The 19008-nt window shown below is 65.0% G+C and carries 17 protein-coding genes; 9 read left to right on the top strand and 8 right to left on the bottom strand.

Features of this window, described 5'->3' with window-relative positions; translation table 11 throughout:
* Positions 1–13: 13 nt before the first annotated feature.
* The 4 genes from DEA8626_RS05840 to DEA8626_RS05825 form a co-directional block, all read right to left on the bottom strand.
* A complete protein-coding gene (locus DEA8626_RS05840) occupies positions 14–589 on the bottom strand; it encodes a DUF924 family protein (protein WP_108852081.1) in 576 nt (191 codons plus the stop codon).
* Positions 590–664: 75 nt separating this feature from the next.
* Positions 665–1918, bottom strand: a complete 1254-nt coding sequence (locus DEA8626_RS05835; protein ID WP_108852080.1) for an MFS transporter — start codon at positions 1916–1918, stop codon at positions 665–667.
* 55 nt (positions 1919–1973) lie between these two features.
* A complete protein-coding gene (queA, locus tag DEA8626_RS05830; protein WP_108852079.1) occupies positions 1974–3062 on the bottom strand; it encodes a tRNA preQ1(34) S-adenosylmethionine ribosyltransferase-isomerase QueA in 1089 nt (362 codons plus the stop codon).
* Complete coding sequence (locus DEA8626_RS05825) at positions 3059–6337, bottom strand: AsmA-like C-terminal region-containing protein (protein ID WP_108852078.1); 3279 nt, start codon at positions 6335–6337, stop codon at positions 3059–3061. The genes queA and DEA8626_RS05825 overlap by 4 nt, the downstream gene beginning before the upstream one ends.
* 118 nt (positions 6338–6455) lie before the next feature.
* Between DEA8626_RS05825 and DEA8626_RS05820 the strand changes: the two genes are divergently transcribed.
* The 4 genes from DEA8626_RS05820 (at position 6456) to DEA8626_RS05805 (ending at position 9771) form a co-directional block, all read left to right on the top strand.
* Positions 6456–6917 (top strand): peroxiredoxin, encoded by a 462-nt coding sequence (locus tag DEA8626_RS05820; RefSeq protein WP_108852077.1) that lies wholly within the window; start codon positions 6456–6458, stop codon positions 6915–6917.
* A gap of 17 nt (positions 6918–6934) precedes the next feature.
* Complete coding sequence (locus tag DEA8626_RS05815) at positions 6935–7756, top strand: ferritin-like domain-containing protein (protein WP_108853338.1); 822 nt, start codon at positions 6935–6937, stop codon at positions 7754–7756.
* 202 nt (positions 7757–7958) lie between these two features.
* Entirely contained in the window at positions 7959–9278 is a 1320-nt protein-coding gene (locus DEA8626_RS05810; RefSeq protein ID WP_245890779.1) for a M23 family metallopeptidase, read from the top strand.
* Positions 9268–9771 (top strand): bactofilin family protein, encoded by a 504-nt coding sequence (locus tag DEA8626_RS05805; protein ID WP_108852075.1) that lies wholly within the window; start codon positions 9268–9270, stop codon positions 9769–9771. The genes DEA8626_RS05810 and DEA8626_RS05805 overlap by 11 nt, the downstream gene beginning before the upstream one ends.
* Before the next feature lie 131 nt (positions 9772–9902).
* Here DEA8626_RS05805 and DEA8626_RS05800 read toward each other — a convergent pair whose 3' ends face one another.
* Positions 9903–11147: an N-acetylmuramoyl-L-alanine amidase gene (locus tag DEA8626_RS05800; protein WP_108852074.1), complete on the bottom strand. Its 1245-nt coding sequence runs from the start codon at positions 11145–11147 to the stop codon at positions 9903–9905.
* 20 nt (positions 11148–11167) lie between these two features.
* Positions 11168–12343 carry a pyridoxal phosphate-dependent aminotransferase gene (locus DEA8626_RS05795; protein ID WP_108852073.1) on the bottom strand — a complete coding sequence of 392 codons (1176 nt, stop codon included), beginning with the start codon at positions 12341–12343 and terminating at the stop codon, positions 11168–11170.
* A gap of 141 nt (positions 12344–12484) precedes the next feature.
* Here DEA8626_RS05795 and DEA8626_RS05790 point away from each other — a divergent pair, with 141 nt between their 5' ends.
* Positions 12485–13225, top strand: a complete 741-nt coding sequence (locus tag DEA8626_RS05790) for a DsbA family protein (protein WP_108852072.1) — start codon at positions 12485–12487, stop codon at positions 13223–13225.
* A 168-nt stretch (positions 13226–13393) separates the two neighbouring features.
* Here the strand turns inward: DEA8626_RS05790 and DEA8626_RS05785 are convergent, their stop codons facing one another.
* Complete coding sequence (locus DEA8626_RS05785; protein ID WP_108852071.1) at positions 13394–13945, bottom strand: cytochrome P460 family protein; 552 nt, start codon at positions 13943–13945, stop codon at positions 13394–13396.
* Positions 13946–14104: 159 nt separating this feature from the next.
* Between DEA8626_RS05785 and DEA8626_RS05780 the strand changes: the two genes are divergently transcribed.
* The 4 genes from DEA8626_RS05780 (at position 14105) to DEA8626_RS05765 (ending at position 18001) form a co-directional block, all read left to right on the top strand.
* On the top strand, positions 14105–14416 hold the full coding sequence (locus DEA8626_RS05780; RefSeq protein WP_108852070.1) for a hypothetical protein: 312 nt from the start codon (positions 14105–14107) through the stop codon (positions 14414–14416).
* Between the two features lie 345 nt (positions 14417–14761).
* Positions 14762–16798, top strand: a complete 2037-nt coding sequence (locus DEA8626_RS05775) for an ASKHA domain-containing protein (RefSeq protein ID WP_108852069.1) — start codon at positions 14762–14764, stop codon at positions 16796–16798.
* A gap of 4 nt (positions 16799–16802) precedes the next feature.
* A complete protein-coding gene (locus DEA8626_RS05770; protein ID WP_108852068.1) occupies positions 16803–17345 on the top strand; it encodes a sigma-70 family RNA polymerase sigma factor in 543 nt (180 codons plus the stop codon).
* A complete protein-coding gene (locus DEA8626_RS05765) occupies positions 17342–18001 on the top strand; it encodes an anti-sigma factor (RefSeq protein WP_108852067.1) in 660 nt (219 codons plus the stop codon). The genes DEA8626_RS05770 and DEA8626_RS05765 overlap by 4 nt, the downstream gene beginning before the upstream one ends.
* Positions 18002–18028: 27 nt before the next feature.
* Here the strand turns inward: DEA8626_RS05765 and DEA8626_RS05760 are convergent, their stop codons facing one another.
* Positions 18029–19003 carry a DUF3179 domain-containing protein gene (locus DEA8626_RS05760; RefSeq protein WP_108852066.1) on the bottom strand — a complete coding sequence of 325 codons (975 nt, stop codon included), beginning with the start codon at positions 19001–19003 and terminating at the stop codon, positions 18029–18031.
* Between the last annotated feature and the right edge of the window lie 5 nt (positions 19004–19008).

Here is a 19008-nt window from a genome sequence, read left to right as displayed (position 1 = left end):
TGCATGGCGCCAGTCAGGTGTCGTCGAGCGCATTCAGCACGCCGCGGTACCCACCCTTTTCGATGAACTCCGTCTCTTCCGGCGTCATCTTGCGGCCTAGCGCCTCGTTGCGGAACGGGAACCGGCCAAAGCGCCGGATGATTTCGCGATGGGCGCGCGCATGCCGCAGATATTCATCGCGTGATTGAATCATGTTGCGCTGAACCAGATCGACGGCAAAATCCTGGTCCTCCAACTTCTCCGAATGCTCGAAAGGCATGTAGAAGAAGATCCGCTCGGGTTCGCGCACAGACAGGTCGAATTCCTTCCCGACTGCCTTGCGCGCGGCCTCTCTTGCGCGTTCATCCGTCGCGAATGCGTCGCCGGTGCCTCGGAACATGTTGCGCGGGAACTGGTCGGTCAGGATCAGAAAGGCGAGGGTTCCGCGCGGGCCGTTGCACCAATAGTCCCGCTCACCCGCCCGCGCCGCTGCCCACTCTGCGCCGAACCTGGAGCGGATTTCTTCATCGACCTCCGCGGCCTCGACGTACCAACCGGATGGTCCAATTTCGTGCAACCAGAAATCCACGACGGCTTCAGGCTCTGACATGGCATCCTCCCCCGTTCAGGACTCTCCGCAGACAAGACTTGCAGGAAGCGGGAGGAAATTCCAGCGTTTGATGTCTCAGTTGCCGGACTCGCTTTGCTGATCCTGCTGCTGCGCCTCGATCGCGGCTTCGAGAGCGACCACACCGGCGGTGGGGGCGAGAGCGGTATAGGCCCCGGTCTGGTCGGTCGTGGGCGCGCGACGCCGGGTCATCCGCCACGCGGCGTAGCCCGCCATCATCCCGAAGAGCACGCAAATGAACAGGAAGAAGCCGCTTGGTCCGATCTGCGCCATGATCCAGCCGGTCAGGATCGGGCCACCGATCGCGCCGACGCCGTTGATGAAGATAAGCCCCGCGGAAGCCGCCGCCATGTCCTCGCTCGAAAGGAAATCGTTCGTGTAGGCGACGAGCAGGGAATAGAGCGGGTTCGACACGCCGCCCATCAGCGCCCCGACCACGACGAGCAGGAGGAAGCTCGGCTCGACCAGAACCGGAATGATGGTCGACATCGCACCCACCACGGCAAGCGCAAGCACGAGTGTGCGCCGGTCCATCCGGTCCGACAGCCAGCCGATCGGGTATTGCAGGACGAGGCCGCCGGTGTAGATGGAGGCGATGAAGATCGACAGGTCGCGCACGCTGAGGCCCACGGTCGCGCCCCAGACCGACGCCATGCCGAACTGCGCCGAGAAGATGCCGCCAAGCAGGAAGATGCCCACGCAGCCCAGCGGAGATATCTCAAAGAGGCGCACGAAATTCAGCGGCTTCGTCAACTCGAAGGCGGGCGCGGGGCTCGCGGTCAGCAGGATCGGCGTGAAGGCGATCGACACGAGGATCGACGGTACGACGAACAGAAAGTAGCCCGACGGGTCGCCCATGTTCAAAAGCGCCTGGGCCGAGATGATGCCGAGCATCTGCATGATCATGTAGAGCGACAGCGCCTGGCCCCGCGTCTCGTTCGTCGACGCGTTGTTGAGCCAGCTCTCGGCGGTAATGTAGACGCCCGAGAAGGAAAACCCGATCAGCACGCGCATCAGCGACCAGGCGATCCAGTCGGGCGCGGCGGCATAGGCGACGAGCACCGCCGAGATCATCGAGCCGAGCGCGGCGAAGACCCGCACGTGACCCACCCGCCGGATCATGTCCGGCGTCATCCGGGACCCGAAGAGGAAGCCGAGGAAATAGGCCGACATGACGAACGACATCTGGGTCGTCGAGAAGCCCTCGATCGCACCCCGGATGCCGAGCAGCGTGCCCTGCACGCCGTTGCCGATCATGAGGAGCATCATGCCGATCAGGAGGGGCCAGGAGTTTCTCAGGACGGTCAGCATAAGGTCGGGCTTTCGGTTTCGGGTCGGCGCAAGTTTGCAGGGCGAAGGGGAATATTCAGTCCCGCCTGCGACTCGGCGCAGCAGGATTACGGCCTTTCGGCAGAAGAAGCGAGGCGTCGCCGTAGGAAAAGAACCGATAGCTTTCGGCGACCGCGTGGGCGTATACGCGCCGCATCCGAACGACGCCCATGAACGCGGAGACAAGCATTAGGAGAGTCGACTTCGGCAGGTGAAAATTGGTCATCAGCCCGTCGGTCGCGCGAAACTCGTAGCCCGGATAGATGAAGATGTCGGTCGCGCCCCGCCAGGCCCGCATCCGGCCCGCGCTGTCCACAGCGCTTTCGAGCAGCCTGAGCGCCGTGGTGCCGACCGGAATGACGCGGCCGCCTGCGTCGCGAGTCGCGTTGATCTCCGCCGCAGCCTCATCGGTCACCTCGCCCCATTCGGGATGCATCCTGTGGGTCGTCACGTCCTCGACCTTCACGGGGAGGAAGGTGCCGGCGCCGACATGGAGCGTGACATGCGTGAACGCCACGCCCCTGTCGGCGAGGCGCTGAAGAAGCGCATCGTCGAAATGCAAGGACGCAGTCGGCGCGGCCACGGCGCCCGAGCGGCGCGCGAAGACCGTCTGGTAGTCCTCGCGATCGCGCGAGTCCGGCGGACGCAGCGCGGCGATGTAGGGCGGAAGGGGCATGTCGCCCGCCTCGGCGAGCGCTTCGTCGAATTCAGTGCCTGTGAGATTGAAGAACAACTCCGCCTGTCCTTCAGCGATGCGGACGACATCGGCCGAGAGCCGCTCGGAAAAGCGGATCGTCTCGCCTTCTTTTAGCTTTTTCAGTGGCTTGACGAGCGCAGCCCATCGCCCTTCGGGCCTCGGTTCGAGAAGCGTGACCTCGATCCGCGCCACCACCTCTCCCTGCCCGGTCTCGCGCCGCCGCGTGCCCGAGAGCCGCGCGGGGATTACTTTGGTGTCATTGAGGACGAGCCGGTCACCGGGGCCAAGGAGATCCGGCAGGTCGCGGACATGGAGGTCATGGATTGCGTCGCCCTCTGCCACGAGCAGCCGCGCAGCGCTTCTCGGGCGTGCGGGACGCGTGGCGATCAACCCTTCGGGCAGGTCGAAATCGAAGTCGCTAAGCTTCATTGTGTGAGCTTCGGGGGACTGGCGCGGAAGATCTCTCGGAACATGCCGGGTGTCAGGATCGAGAGGGGATTGACGGAGATGCCCGGATTGTCGACCGGTCCGCTCATGCGGTAGTTGAATCCGAATAGCCCCTCGCCGCGGCGGGAGAATATCTGGCCCACCGCATTGAGTGCGTAGATCGGCGAGATGGTGCCCTGAATATCGATAAGGCGCGGACCGCTTCGGTAAACGCCCTGCGCCGAAACGCCGAGCGAAGGGCCCGTGGCCGCCGCGCTCCGGATTTCGACAGCGTCCGGGGTCAGCCGGAAGTCTGCGTTCACCGCGCTGAAGAGGATTCCCGGCCCCTCGAGCTGAGTGAGAAGTCCGACGACCGAGATTGCGTTCAAAAGCTCTGCCAGCGCTGAGGCGTTTGTGACTCGAATCCCTTCGATCCGGCCCGTTCCGTCGTAGTTGCCCGGCGCGCCGAGCGGTCTGAGCGCAAGGTCGAGCGCGCCGCCAACGCCGTTTTCGTAGATCCCGGCTGCACGCAGGGTCGCGCCCGCATCGCCCGACTGGACGCGGAAGGCCGAGCGGCCGCCTTGCGGCGAGATCCGTCCCCGAACCAGCGCGGCGCCATTGACAAGCCCTGTGAAGTCGCCCGTGAGCCCGCCCACGGTCGAGAACGTACCGCGAAAGCCCGTAAGCGCGATCGCTTCGGAAATCCTGAGCCGGTCGAGCGCGACCGACAGAGGACCGCCACCCTGCCCGCCCCCGCCGAGATTGGCGCGGCGAAGATCGACGCTGCCGCGTTCAACGACGATGGCCGGCGCCTGTCCGCGCCCGCGTCCTCTCAGCTCGGCCGCTCCCTCGAACCACGGCTCGATCCGCGCCGTGCCCAGCCGGATCGAGTCGAGCGCGCCGTCCGGCCGCAGGCGGACATTGCCCGCGATCGATAGCCCGGATGCTTCGAGTTCCAGCCGCTCGATGGAGACCGGCTTGCCGAGCGCGCCGCGAACGAGAAGACGCCCGGCCGTCCCGCTCGGCTTCGACCAGCCGATCTGTGGCAGCGCGAGGCGCAGCCCGTCGAGCCCGGAGGTCAGTGTGAAGCGGGGCGGCGAGCCTTTCTCCAGCTCCAGCGTAAGGTCGCCCTGCCCCCTGCCCTGGACCGATCCCGATGGCAGACCAATGCCGAACGTGTCGAGAAAGCGTGGCGAAAGTTCCACCTTCGCCTCGACGCGGCTTTTGCCCTTGTCCACGGGACGCAATCCCTGGCTCCATACCGCCTCGACCGGGAGACCGTCAAAGACCGCCGGCCCGAAGATCCGAAGCAACTCATTGTCGGCCTTGAGTTGCAGCGCGCCCGCGCTCAGCACACGGCCGGGCACGATCCGGTCCGAATTCACGTCAGTGAGTCGCGCGGTGACGTCAAAGTCGACATCGCCGGGCAGTATTTTCGCCTTCAGCGCAAGATTCAGGACCGCCTCGATTTCGGCCCGCCCTTCGGCAATATCGGTTGGACGTCCCGCCTTGGAGAGGAATTCGAACGGCGGCTGGTCGAGCAGCGACAGCGCGGCCGGGATCGTGCTTTCCGCACGAAGCGTGAACTCCGCCGGCGCGGGCTTGAGCGTGAGATCGGGGATGCGCATAACGCTGCCAGACATGTCGATCTGCCCGCCCGCCGGTGCGATGACATGACCGCGATCGACAACGAGCGTATAGGCGTTGTCGCTGATCGTGGCGTAGCCGACGCCGTCCTGGATTGGCGGAAGCGTGCGGATCACCCGGACTTCGGTATCGCGGTATTCATAGCCGAGCGAAAAGCGCGGCTCTTCGCTTGGCCGCGCCCGGAAGGCCGCCTTGACGTCGTAAAGTTCAGAGGTCGCGACATTCTGGGTGAGCCACGCGCGGGTCTTGGGCACTGCCGTGACTGGCCAGAGTGCGAAAAGCCGTGCGCTCTCGATCTTGTTGACGGCGGCGTCGATCGCCACAGCCCAGCCTTCCGGTTCGACATCAACTGTCCCTCTTGCGCTGATCCGACCGTCCACTCCGTCGACAAGAACGAGTTGGCCAAGATCAAGTCCGAAGGGATCGAAGCGCAAGCGGAAATCGATGGCCCCCTGCTCGACTGCCACGGGATCGGCAAAGACCCCTTCAGGATCGATCTTGAGATCCGTAATCTCGATCTGCCCAATGAGCGCGGTTGGAAATCCCGCCTCGATTCCCTTCAACCACGCTTTCGCCCGGGCAACCACGTGCAAGGCAGCACTGTCCACGGCAATATTGTCGAAGCCGATCTGACCGGTTTCGGGGTCATAGTCCATCTCAAGGCGCGCCTGTTCGAACCGCACCGGCCGCGTGTCGGGCGTCGGCTGCAATGCGCCTGCACCGATTTCGAGCGTCGCAGTCAGTTCGCCAAACCGGCCCGAGGCGTCGACCGACGACTGGATCGCCCCCGAGATCGGTGCATTGACCGCGCCGAGCACGGCGAGCGCGGGCGACTGCGCGGCGAGATCACGCGCCGAGACATCGGTGACGCGCGCGGTCAATGTCGCCTCGGGCGACCCCTTGACCGAGGCGAAGGACAATTCTGCCTGGGCTGGCGCGCGCCCTTCCTCGGCGAGCGTCATGGCGATATGAATGCCGATCCGACCGGCGTCCTGGCTGAGCGTCAGATCGCCCTGTGTCGCCGTCCAGGTCCGGCCGAGGCGAAGATCCTCGAAGCTGAGTTCCAGCCCGTCGACGACGATGGACTCGATGCCATTGAGGACTGGCAGCGCAAACGCTTCATCAACGGCGTTCAGTGCCTCGGCCGGGCTGAGTACCTGCTCCATCCCGGCCGCGTCGGACCCCATGTCGAAATCGAGACTGCCATCCTCGAGCCGCCTGAGGGCGATCCGCGCACCTGCGATCGTCAGGCGGCGCGGTTCCACCCTCCCGGACAGAACGGGGCGCGCCTTGAGCGTTGTCGTCAGCTCTGGCAGGACCGCGATCCGCGCACCCTTCGGGGAGAAAAGCTCCACCCCGCTAAGCCGCACATGCGGCACGAACATGTCGTCCACCAGCAAGTCGACGGAAAGGATCTGCGCCGACGCGGCGCCGGAAAGCACCTGGTTGGCGCGCACCTCGATCCGGTCCACGACCCAACCGGGCAACGAGATCACCCGACCGGTCAGCACCAGCATGAGAGCCAAGAATACGGCAGCCACCAGTACGAGAATGGCCACGGTGCGCTTGATAGCGCGCCCTTTCCGGCCACCGCGTGGCGGCAATTCCGTGCTCTCGCTGGCCTCTTCCATACGGTTGCCCTTCGCCGCGGACCCGAACAGTTCGGCACCTGCGCAGGCTATCCCTTTACCTTTGCGTCGCGCGAATTAAAACACCAAGCGCAATGCAGCGACAAAAGGAAGGCGGCACATGCTTGAGGCCGGAAATGAAGCCCCAGATTTCACTCTCCCGCGCGACGGCGGCGGAAGCGTCACTCTCTCGGCGCTTCGTCCGTCGAAAGTTGTGCTCTACTTCTACCCCAAGGACGACACCTCCGGATGCACGACCGAGGCGCTGGATTTCACGCGGCTCGCCGAAGCGTTCAACGCGGCGGACACCGTGGTCGTGGGGCTGTCAAGGGACAGCGTCAAGGCGCACGATCGGTTCACAGCAAAGCACGGCCTCTCCGTGGTGCTCGCGTCGGATGAGCTCGGCGACACCTGCGAGCGCTACGGGACCTGGGCCGAAAAAAGCATGTACGGCCGCAAATACATGGGGATCGAACGCACGACATTCCTGATCGACGGCGAGGGCCGGATCGCGCGCGCCTGGCGCAAGGTGAAGGTCAAGGGCCACGCCGAAGAGGTGCTCGACGCGGCGCGGTCGCTGTGAGCCCGTCTCTCGCCGAGATGGCGGTGGAGGTGCTGACCACCGCTGACGGGCGCGCCAAGACGGCGCTGTCGCATGCCCACGCCACGCGTTGGCAGGACGCGCGAGCTGCAGGCGAGCCTTTGGCCGTCGGCGCGGCGAGCCCGCCGCTGCGCCCCGCCCGGCCCGAAAAGCCCGAGCTTCTGCCGCCGCGCGATGTGCCGCGCCGCCGGACCGGGAGCCCACAGGGCAGGATCGCACTTCTCCACGCGCTGGCTCATATCGAGCTTAACGCCGTCGACCTCCATTGGGACATCATTGCCCGCTTCACGCATGTGCAGATGCCCATGGGCTTCTACGACGACTGGGTGAAGTCGGCCGACGAGGAGTCTAAGCATTTCAACTTGCTATGTGACTGCCTTGAAGCGGCCGGAAGCTTCTACGGCGCGCTTCCCGCACACGCTTTCATGTGGCGCGCGGCAGAAGACACGGCAGAGGACCTGCTTGGCCGGCTCGCGGTGGTGCCCATGGTGCTCGAAGCGCGCGGCCTGGATGTGACGCCGGGCATGATGGCGATCTTCGAGAAGGCCGGCGAGAAACTGGCGACCGACGCCCTGCGCGTGATCTATGCCGAGGAGGTCGGTCATGTCGCCTATGGCGTGAAATGGTTCAACTGGCTCTGCGGTCGGGACGGGCACGACCCGAAGGACGTCTTTCACGGCCTCGTCCGGCGCTACTTCCGCGGCGCGCTAAAGCCGCCCTTCAACGAAGAAAAGCGCGCCGAAGCTGGGTTGCCGCCAGACTTCTACTGGCCGCTCGCCGAAGTTCTTGCCGAAGCGCCGGGCACTGCCGGTTTCCGCTGAAGCGCCGGAAATCGCTTAACATTCACCGCCGGGTGGCACAAATATCGGCGGGATTTCGCCGATCGTGGCGGGTTCTGGCCCGCGTCGACGGGACGCGGCCCAAATCAGTTGCGACAGCGATGTGCGGTTGCTAATGCGTTTGCCAAGGGGCGCCTCGGGGATGGGGCCTTCCGCTCACAGGAACAAATTCCGCGGGGACAGCTTGCCGGGACGCCTTATCAACCGTTTTCACGACACTCTCGAACGCAAACTGCCGGAACAGCGTTTGTTCCTGCGCTCAGATAGCGAAACCCGCTTCATCCGCCTCAAACCCGCAACCCAGGCTACCGTGCTCGCCGGCACGGCCCTTGTTCTTGCCTGGTCGATCGTGGCCACGGCGGTCGTCATGATGGATTCCATCGGCTCGGGCAGCGCGCGCGAGCAAGCTCGGCTCGAGCAGGCAACATACGAGGCGCGGATCGAGGCGTTGTCGCAGGAACGCGACACACGCGCAACCGAGGCCGCCGCGGCACAGGAACGCTTTGCGCTCGCCCTTGAACAGGTATCGCGCATGCAGTCGGCGCTTCTCGCATCCGAAGAACGCCGCAAGGAACTCGAGACCGGGATCGGCGTTATCCAATCGACACTGCGCCGCACGATGACGGACCGCGACAAGACGCGCGCTCAGCTTGTCGAACTTGCTTCCGAGGTCACGCAGGGCCCGGGTCTCACCGCCACCCCGGGCAATCACGGCGAAGACACGGCCGAGACGCTTGAATTTGTGACCGCAGCCTTGGGCAGGACCGCCGCCGAACGCGACGAGATGGCGGACAAGGCCCTCGACGCCACCACTGCGGCCGACGAGATTGCCTACGAAATGCGTCTGCTTGAAGAGCGGCACGACGAAATCTTCACGAGTCTCGAGGAAGCGGTGACGATCTCGATGGCGCCGCTCGATAAGATGTTTGCCTCTGCCGGACTCGATCCGGAGGATCTGATCGCGCAGGTGAGGCGCGGATATTCCGGAATGGGTGGTCCGCTCGGGCCGCTGATGCCCGCGACCGGGACCGAGGCGGATCCCGATGCGGCTCGCGCCGCGCGGATCCTCGAGGGGCTGGACCGGATGAACCTCTACCGAATGGCGGCCGAGAAGGCGCCCTTCGCGATTCCCCTGCAAACCTCGTTCCGATTCACATCGGGCTTCGGTCGGCGGTGGGGCCGGATGCACGAGGGCACGGACTTCGCCGGCGCCCACGGCTCGCCCATCCATGCGACGGCTGACGGCACCGTGGTTCATGCCGGCTGGCAGTCGGGCTACGGCAACCTCGTCCGCATCCGCCACGACTTCGGGATCGAGACCCGCTACGCCCATCTGTCGAAAGTCAGGGTTGAAGTCGGGCAAAAGGTCTCGCGCGCCGACAGGATCGGTGATATGGGGAATACTGGCCGTTCGACGGGAACCCATCTGCACTACGAGGTTCGCGTGAACGGCAAGTCAGTCAACCCGATGACCTTCATCAAGGCAGCGAATAATGTTTTCTAAAAGCAAGATCAACGAGCCCGGACCGAAAGCCGGTGCCGAAAGCGATCAGCCCAAGGCGGCTGCCGAGCAGGCCCCGGCCAAGCCGGCCTTCGAGCTCGGCTCGACCACGCCCAAGGCGAAACCCCCCGCATCGGTGCTGTCCTCCGATCTCACGATCACCGGTAATCTCAAGACGACCGGCGACATCCAGGTCGAAGGCACGGTCGAAGGCGACATCCGCGCCCATCTCCTGACCGTCGGCGAAAGCGCGACGATCAAGGGAGAGGTCGTGGCCGACGACGTCGTTGTGAATGGCCGCGTCGTGGGTCGTGTCCGCGGGCTCAAGGTGCGGCTCACCTCGACCGCGCGGGTCGAGGGCGACATCATCCACAAGACGATAGCCATTGAATCGGGCGCCCATTTCGAGGGCTCCGTGCAGCGCCAGGAAGATCCGCTTTCCCAGCAGGGCGGAACGCCCCAGCCCAAGGCGGTCGCGGCGGCGTCCTCGGCCTGATAGGATCGGACTGGGCCGAACGGCATGTGGTGGGGCACCCGGGCGGGTGCCCTTCGCATTTGACGCGGCGGGCAACACAGCCGGCATGGTGTCTCATGGTTCGGTCAGGCTATTGCTTGCGCCCGCGAGGCCTACTGCCGCAGGAGCCGCGCCTCGGCCGCATCTGCGATGGCCCATGCCTTGAGCGCCACGAGAACCGCCTCCTGCAGCGTCTTGCGCCAGTCGGGGTCGGAGAGCCTCTCGCGATCAGCCTCGGAAGACAGAAACCCCACTTCGAGTAGCACCGAGGGAATATCTGGCGATTTGAGGACCGAGAATGCCGCCTCTTGGATCGGATGGCGATGCATCCGTCCCCCCGTTCCACTGATCGCGGCAACCAGCGCCTCGGCAAGCCGGTCGGTGCGCGGCCGCGTTTCGGTCCGCGCGAGGTCCATCATCACCGCGGCCACAAGATCGTCCTGCCCCGAAAGATCCACGCCAGCCAGAAGGTCGGCGCGGTCGTGACGCTCCGCCAGCCGCGCCGAGGCCGTATCGCTTGCGGCATCGGCCAGCTTGTAGACGGTGGCACCGGTCGCCTCGCCTTCGGCCAGCGCGTCGGCGTGCAGCGACAGAAAGACGTCCGCCCCGGAAGCGCGGGCGATGCTGATCCGCGTCTCTAGCGGCACGAAGACATCCTCTTGCCGGGTTAGCACAACTTCCATGCCGCCTCGCCTTAGCACCTCGGCAAGCTCGCGCGCGAAGGTCAGCATCACGTCCGCTTCGACCATCTCCTCGGATTCCGCTCCCGGGTCGATGCCCCCGTGCCCAGGGTCGAGCACGACGATGAGCGGATTTTCTCCGGTCTGGCGATGGCGCGGCGGCGCTGTCTCGGCGGCGTCTGGCAGCGCCCAGCGCGCGACTTCGGGCACGCCGCCCGCGGTCGCGGTCGCGAAGGTCGCCGCCGTCGAGGGCATCAGCGTAACGCGGATGTCGGCCGCGCCGGTCTCGGCCACCTGCTGTTCGGCGCTTGCGATCCGGTAGGGCCCGTCGAGTATTGCGACAAGCCGCGACCATCCCGGCTGTATGGGGCCCCAGCCGAGTTCGGCGACACCTTCTGACCGGTCGAGCGCTGCGGGGCGCGACGGGCCGAAATCAAGTTCCGAGAAATCGAGAACCAGCCGCGGCGGATCGGACAGGAGAAAAGCGCGGTAGGGAACTGCCTTGCTGATGGCGAGGTCGAGCGCGATGCCCTCGCCGTCATCGACGAGTGCAGACGCCGCCGCATCGAGCCGCGCCAACGCGGTCAAGTCGCCGGTCCCTGCCGCAGGCGCTGCGCGACCAATCACGGCAGCCAGGGCGACGGCCCAGGTCAGTACGACAATCCGCGAATACTGCATCCTGCCTGCCTTTTCGCCCCTTATAGCGCGCTCCCGATCCTCTTGGAACGCCCTGCCCCGCGCGTCTCCATGAACGCTGAAAGCCGACTGAGCCCTTCGCGGATGTCCTCGGTCGAGCGGGCGTAGGAGAACCGCAGCGTTCGCGATCCGCGCTCCGGGTCGAAATCCAGACCCGGCGTCACGGCCACGCCAGCCTCGTGCAGGATCTCACGCGCGAAGGCCAGGCTGTCATCAGTGTGTTCGGAGACATCGGCGTAGATGTAAAATGCACCGTCGGGCGGCGCGATCCTGTCGAACCCTGCCTTGGGAAGCTCTTCGAGCATGAGACGGCGGTTCTCGGAGTAAACGGCGCGGTTCGCCTCCAGTTCGTCGACGCAGTCGAGCGCGGCGAGCGCGGCCACCTGACTGGCATGCGGCGGGCAGATGAACATGTTCTGCGCCAGCCGCTCGACGGGGCGGACGAGCGCTTCGGGCACTACCATCCACCCGATGCGCCAGCCCGTCATCGAGAAATACTTGGAGAAGGAATTGATCACGCAGACCTCGCCCGTGATCTCGAGCGCCGAGACGGCGCGGTCGCCGTAGTGAAGCCCATGGTAGATCTCATCCGAAATGAGGGCGATGCCGCGTTCGGCAGTGGCCCCGGTAATGGCGGACAAGGCCGAGTGATCAAGCATCGTACCCGAGGGATTGGCCGGCGAAGCGACAATCAGGCCACGTACGCCCGGCGGGATGTCTTCGGGCCGTGGCTGATAACGGTCTTCGGGGCGGGTGGGAAAGCCAATGGGTACGAGCGACAGCGCCTTAAGGATCTGCCTGTAGGACGGATAGCCCGGTTCGCCCAGCGCAACGCGATCGCCCGCTTCGAACAATGCAGTAAAGGCGAGAAGAAAGGCTGCCGACGAGCCCGAGGTCACGATGACACGGCCGGGGTCGAGATCGACGCCGTACCATCGCCGGTAGAGCCCGGCGATGCCTGCCCGCAGCTCCGGCAGACCGAGCGCGACCGTGTAGCCGAGCGGTGCGCTGTCGAGCGCCGCTGAAAGCGCACGCCGTGCGCCGGCTGGCGCGGGCGTTGCGGGCTGGCCCACTTCCATGTGGATGACATGGCGTCCGGCCGCCTCGGCGGCGCGCGCGGCCTCCATCACGTCCATCACAATGAAGGGATCGACGATCCCGCGGCTTGAAATGCGCAAGCTTGCCTCTCTATGTTGGCCCGCGAACCGGGTTCGTTCATCCCAGCCCCAAGGCGTGGCGTCAATGCCCGTCACCGGTGTGGACGGGTCCACGGCACAACAAAGGGCGGCCATCCGCCCGCCATCTGACAGGAAACTCGAATGAAACTCGCCCCGTTCGCGCTCGCCGCGGCTCTCGCCACGCCCGCGGGCGCCTTCGACATCTCGGCGATGTCCGACGCCGAGCGCGAAGCTTTCCGCGCCGAGATCCGGTCCTATCTTCTGGAAAATCCCGAAGTTCTGGCCGAGGCGATCGATGTCCTGCAGGAACGTCAGGCCCAGGCGGCGGAGGCAGAGGATGCAACGCTCGTCGCGGCCAATGCCGGCGATCTATTCGAGGACACGCACAGCTTCGTCGGCGGAAATCCCGATGGCGATCTTACGGTCGTTGAGTTCATCGACTACCGCTGCGGCTATTGCCGCAAGGCTCATGCCGAGGTGGCACAGCTGATCGAATCGGATGGCGACATCCGTTACATCGTCAAGGAATTCCCGATCCTCGGCGATGAGTCGGTAATCGCGGCCCGCTTCGCGATCGCGACGCTACAGACGGCAGGAGCGGAGGCGTATCAGAAGATCAATGCGGGCTTTTACGAAAGCTTCCGCGGCGACGTGACGCCCGAGACGCTTACGGCATTCGCTACCAGCCTCGGAATCGACGCAGAGCCGATCCTCGCCGCGATGGACGCACCGGAAGTCACGAAAGCGATCGAGGAGAACCATCTTCTGGCGCAGCGGATGAGTATTTCCGGAACACCGACCTTCGTTATTGGAGGACAAATGCTGCGCGGCTACGCCCCCCTCGACACGATGCAGGCCATCGTCGAGGACGAACGCGGCTAACACGGTTGTCCAGGCGCGCTCTACGCGTCTCGAACTTGCCAAAGCGCAAACAGCTGCGGATTTCGTCTTCGCTCATGCGACCATATCGCCCTGCGCCTTGCTTCGGCTGGCTGTCACGGGAAACACGGCAGCGGGCATGTTACCGCACGCTGCCATTTCAGTCTCAGATCACTTCATCATCGCCACGTCGGCGTCGGTTGTGAAAATGAAGTCCTCGCCGCCCGCGCCTTGGTGGCAGGCAATGCAACCGGCGTCGGCGCCCTTGCCGACGAGACCTGCAAGCTGCATTCCGGCCGGGTTCTTGTCGAGCGAGCCGTCGGGCAGGTACTTCACCCAGAACCAGTTTTGCGTCTCGTCGTCGAAGCCAGCTTCGCGCTGGAACATTATCGTGACCGCGCCAAGATGGCCGGCCGGATCGCCCAGAACCTCGTCAACGCTCACGCCTTCGGGGCCGTAGTTGCGCTTAACGATCAGAGTGCCTTCGTGCCCGTCTACCGTCGCACGGGTGTAGAACGTCTCGAGCATCATGCCATGCGGATCGGTGCCTTCGTAGGGAAACGCCATCAGCGCACCGTCGCCAACGAGCTTCTCGGCCACCATGACGTCCCACAGGAGTGCCGCGTAGGCCGCGTCGTCCTCGCTACCAAAAGGTGCGTCTTGCGCCATGGCGCCCGTGGCCGCACAGATCGCCGCGACGGTCGTAGTGATGAGATGCTTCATCACTTCCCTCCCTTGTTTCGGTTTCATCCACGACTCAGCGTAGCGGAACAGGGCGGCGGCCTCGGTCAATCCTGTTGACGCTCATCCACAATGCCGTGAGGCATCGTGAGTCGACTTGCGGCATCGAGGAGGCGCAGACTGCTTCGGGAGGCACCGATCATGCGTACTGCCGCTAGTCTCATTGCCGTGATCGTCCACGCCGCCCCGGTCATGGCCGATATCTGCGTGACGAATGCCGGCGATCAACGGATGCTGTTCGCGGCCGAGACCGACGACGGCGAGCGCATAGTCGGATGGCTCGAACCCGGCGGCCGGCTCTGTGCGCCGGGTGATGGCGCTGGCCGGGTCAGCGTGTTCGAAAGCGAAGACACTTTGGAAGGTTGCACCCGCCTCGTCGCGCCCGGCGGTTCGGATACCCTACTTCGCTACGTTGCCTTCGACCGCTGCCTCTGGCAGTCCCACGTCGACTGACGCCCTGTGCAGAACGTGACGCTTGTCCTGCGACCGCGCTGCGGTTGCAGCAGGCGTGTGGCCGACAGCGAGCGGAGGGTTGCCGTGTCACCGATCCCGAGGCGAATGAGCGTACGCGACCCCGTCGGGCCGCATCGCTCCGCCACGGCGCTTGAGCTTCTCGTCGACCTCGTCAGAGTGATCTCCATCGCGCCGATCGCAGTGGGCATTTGTGCTTCCTTGTCCCGAACACCGCATACGAGGGCACGCGCTGACGGAACTCGACCTGAAGCTGACGCTTCCGGACATCGTAGCCAAGACAATTGTCACTAGTTAAAGTCTGCGACAGGACATCCGGAGACCGCCATGACCGCCGATCCCCTCGTCATCTTCACGCCTTCGGGAAAGCGCGGCCGGTTTCCGGTCGGCACTCCTGTCCTGACAGCCGCGCGTCAGTTGGGCGTCGATCTAGATTCAGTCTGCGGCGGACGCGGCATCTGTTCGAAATGCCAGATCACGCCCGGCTATGGCGAGTTTCCCAAGCACGGCGTGACGGTCAGCGAGTCCGCGCTGTCCGACTGGAATGCGGTCGAGGATCGATACAACCGCATCCGCGGGCTCGCCGAAGGGCGCCGACTTGGCTGCCAGGCCAAGATCGAGGGCGATGTCGTGATCGACGTGCCGCCGGAAAGCCAGGTCCACCGACAGGTGATCCGCAAATCCGCGACTGCCCGGACCATCATCATGGATCCGGCGACTCACGCCTACTACGTCGAGGCGTCCGAACCGGACATGCACGAGCCGTCCGGCGACTTCCAGCGGCTGTGCGACGCGCTTCGCGACCAGTGGCAGATCGAGGGGCTCGAGGCCGATGTGGCATTGCTCGGCAAGCTCCAGCCCGTGCTCCGCAAGGGCGAGTGGAAGGTGACGGTGGCCATCCACCGCGACCACCGCGACAAGCCGCGTATCATCGACATCTGGCCCGGCTTCTACGAGGGCCGGCTCTACGGCCTTGCTATCGACCTCGGCTCCACGACGATCGCCGCCCATCTCTGTGACCTCAGGAACGGCAAGGTACTCGCCTCCTCCGGTCTCATGAACCCCCAGATCCGCTTCGGCGAGGACCTCATGAGCCGCGTGAGCTACGCGATGATGAATCCCGGCGGCGACCGGGAGATGACCAACGCCGTCCGGCAAGCGGTCAACGGGCTTGCGGAGGCCATCGCAAGGGAGGCGGAAATCGACCCCAAGCAGATCGTCGAGACGGTCTTCGTCTGCAATCCGGTTATGCATCACCTGCTTCTGGGTATCGACCCGGTAGAGCTCGGCCAGGCGCCGTTCGCGCTGGCGACGTCGGACAGTATATCGATACCGGCCCGCGATCTCGACCTCCATGCGATCCACGAGCACGCTCGGATCTACGTGCTGCCTTGCATCGCCGGTCATGTCGGCGCCGACTGCGCTGCGGTGGCGCTTTCGGAGGAACCGAACAAGTCCGAGGACATGGTGCTGATCGTGGACGTGGGCACCAATGCTGAAATTCTGCTTGGCAACAAGGACCGAGTGCTCGCCTGCTCGTCTCCAACCGGCCCTGCCTTCGAAGGCGCGCAGATCTCGGCCGGCCAGCGCGCGGCACCCGGCGCCATCGAACGCGTGGAGATAGACCCGGAGACGAGGGAGCCGCGATTCCGCGTCGTCGGCTGCGATCTGTGGTCGGATCAGGAAGGTTTTGCCGCCGCCACGGCCCAGACCGGCATTTCCGGCATCTGCGGCTCGGGCATCATCGAGGTAGTGGCCGAGATGCGGATGGCGGGCATTCTGGATTCCGGCGGACTCGTTGGCTCGGCCGAGCAGGTGGGCACGCCACGCTGCATCGCGACGGGACGGACGAATGCGTATCTGCTCTACGACGGCACCGCGGAGGGTGGGCCGCTGATCACCATCACGCAGGGCGATATCCGGGCGATTCAACTCGCAAAATCAGCGCTTTATGCCGGTGCGCGACTGCTTATGGATGAACTAGGGATCGACAAGGTGGACCGGGTCGTTTTGGCGGGCGCCTTCGGGGCTCACATTTCGCCGAAACATGCTATGGTCCTCGGCATGATACCGGATTGTCCGCTCGACAAGGTGACCTCAGCCGGCAATGCCGCCGGCACAGGCGCGCGGATCGCGCTGTGCAATATTGCCGCGCGCGCGGCGATCGAGGACGAGGTGCGCCGCATCCACAAGGTGGAAACCGCGATCGAACCGCGCTTCCAGGAGCACTTTGTCGCGGCGAACGCGATTCCGCATGCCACCGCTCCCTTCCCCGAGCTCTCGGCCGTCGTGACGCTGCCGCATGTGAGCTTCAACGCGGGATCAAGCGGCACCGAAGGCGGACGGCGCCGACGGCGCGGGTAGGTATATGGCGGAACCCGATCCGATCTCAGGGTTGATCGCAGGATGCGCTCGTGCTGATCGGGCGGCGTTTCGCGAACTTTATTCCGCGTCCTCGGCGAAACTCTTTGGTGTTTGCCTTCGTATGCTCAAGGACAGGGGCGAAGCCGAGGAAGCCGTGCAGGAAGTCTTTACCAGGGTCTGGTTGAACGCCCGCCGCTACGACGCGGCGAAGGGACGCGGAATGACGTGGCTCATCGCCATCGCCCGCAACCATGCGATCGACCGCCTTCGGGCCCGCGCAGTGCCCGAAGGCGACGAAGAGGCGGTTGCGGCCCTGCCCGATCCTGCGCCCGGACCCGAAGCGCGCAGCGTCGCGAAGGGCGAAGCGCGGCGCATCGCCGAATGTTTCGAACTACTTGACCCTGCCCGCGCCGAGGCCGTACGGGGCGCTTATCTCGACGGAATGAGCTATGACGCGCTCGCCCACCGCTACGAGGTGCCGCTGAACACGATGCGATCCTGGCTGCGAAGAGGTTTGCAGAAGTTGAAGGAGTGCCTCGAGGCATGACGGAGCGCAACGGTCATATGCCCGAACGCGAAGCGCTGGCGGCCGAATACGTCCTCGGCACGCTGTCATTCGCCGAGCGTTTGACGGCCGAGGCACTGATCGAGAGCGACGTCAATTTCGCCCAATCGGTCGAGTCTTGGCAGGAACGACTTTCGCCATTGAACGAGGACTATGCCGAGATCGTTCCTCCGCAGGGTCTCGACAAGCGAATCGAAGCGCGACTTTTCCCGAAGGCGCCGCCCGCGCGCAAGGTTGGCTGGCTCTGGGGTCTGCTCGCGGGCGCCGCCGTTGCGGTTGCGGCGTTCTTTGTCTTCGTTCCGCCTCAGGCGCCGCCAGCCACAGTTACCGCGACTCTGACGGGCGAAGGCCAGGAGCTCGTCGTGGCGGCGAACTACGACCCGGATCAAGGCGAATTAACCGTGAGCCGCACGGCGGGCCCAGCCGCGGGCGAAGATCAGGACTACGAACTGTGGGTGATCCCCGAAGGCGAAACGCCAATATCCCTCGGCCTTCTGCGCGAGGAGACGTTGCGCGTCCCGCTCGACACTTTGCCGGCCGGTGCGACGCTCGCCATTACGCTTGAACGTGCGGGCGGCTCGCCCACGGGTGCTCCGGAAGGGGAACTAATCGCCGCGGCCGTTATCGGGGACCAGTAGGCCTCCCGCTCGAATGCGGTCAGCTCTCTAGTTGCCGATCATCCATTTCCCTTTCGGGTGGAACGCCTGAAAGACGAAGGCGAAAACCACGTCATGCACGACATCGCGACCGCTCGAGGCATCGCGCACCCGGACATTGCCGACGTCCTTGCCCTGCGCGATCCGGCCCGAATCCAGCGCCGAGGCCTGGCCCTTTGTCCAACTGATCGTCACACCCGCCTCGGTCAGCGCTCCGGCGCGGGCGACGCGCTCCAGCGGCCAGGCGCGTTGGCCGACGCGCACGACGCGTGACAGCGGCGGAATGCCGTGCGGCGGGTTCTCGCCGCGATAAAGGAACGGCTGTGACGCGCTGTCATAGCCGACATAGGGATTGCGGCCATAGCTTCTCGGCCAGTCGGGCTGATCCATCACGATGCCGTCCGGATTGCGCGCACGGAAGGAACCCCAGCTTTCCATCCAGCCCGGAAGCTGTTTGAGCTGCTTGCCGGTCATCTTCCCGACGATCCCCTCACCCAGCGCCTGCTGCCACCAGCTTTCGGTCTGGCGGTCATACATGATCAGGTCGGAGTTCCTAAGCTTGCCGGTCACGCCAAAGCTCAGCACCTGCCCTCCGAGCCGCCGGTCGAAAATCATCGCTGCATTGCACAAGGGGCAGAAGGTGACGGCGACGGGAGTGCCGCCGACCTGATCGTTCACGATCTCGTGCCAGGTGAGGTATCGGATCGGCCAGGCATGCGCAGGCTGACCGCTGAGTTCGAGCACCAGGACGGGTTCGGTATCGGCAAGCCGCGTTTCGCGCCCGACCGGTATCATACGCGGATCGTCGAGCGCCGGAATGCCATCCTTGGGCGGGCCGCCGGACAGGATCTCGCGAAAATCGACGGCGCTGCGGCCGAAATCCGTCTTCGGCCATTCACCGCGCCATTCGTCGGGCGAGGCGAAAGCGACGGCGCCCGCAAGGATCGCTGCGGCGGCGATCAGGATGAAGCGTGTGTGGATCATGGCGC

Origin of the sequence: Defluviimonas aquaemixtae (assembly GCF_900302475.1) — a bacterium.
Classification (GTDB): domain Bacteria; phylum Pseudomonadota; class Alphaproteobacteria; order Rhodobacterales; family Rhodobacteraceae; genus Albidovulum; species Albidovulum aquaemixtae.
The sequence above is the reverse complement of the archived record's forward strand: the minus strand, read 5'-3'. Positions and strand labels throughout refer to the sequence as shown.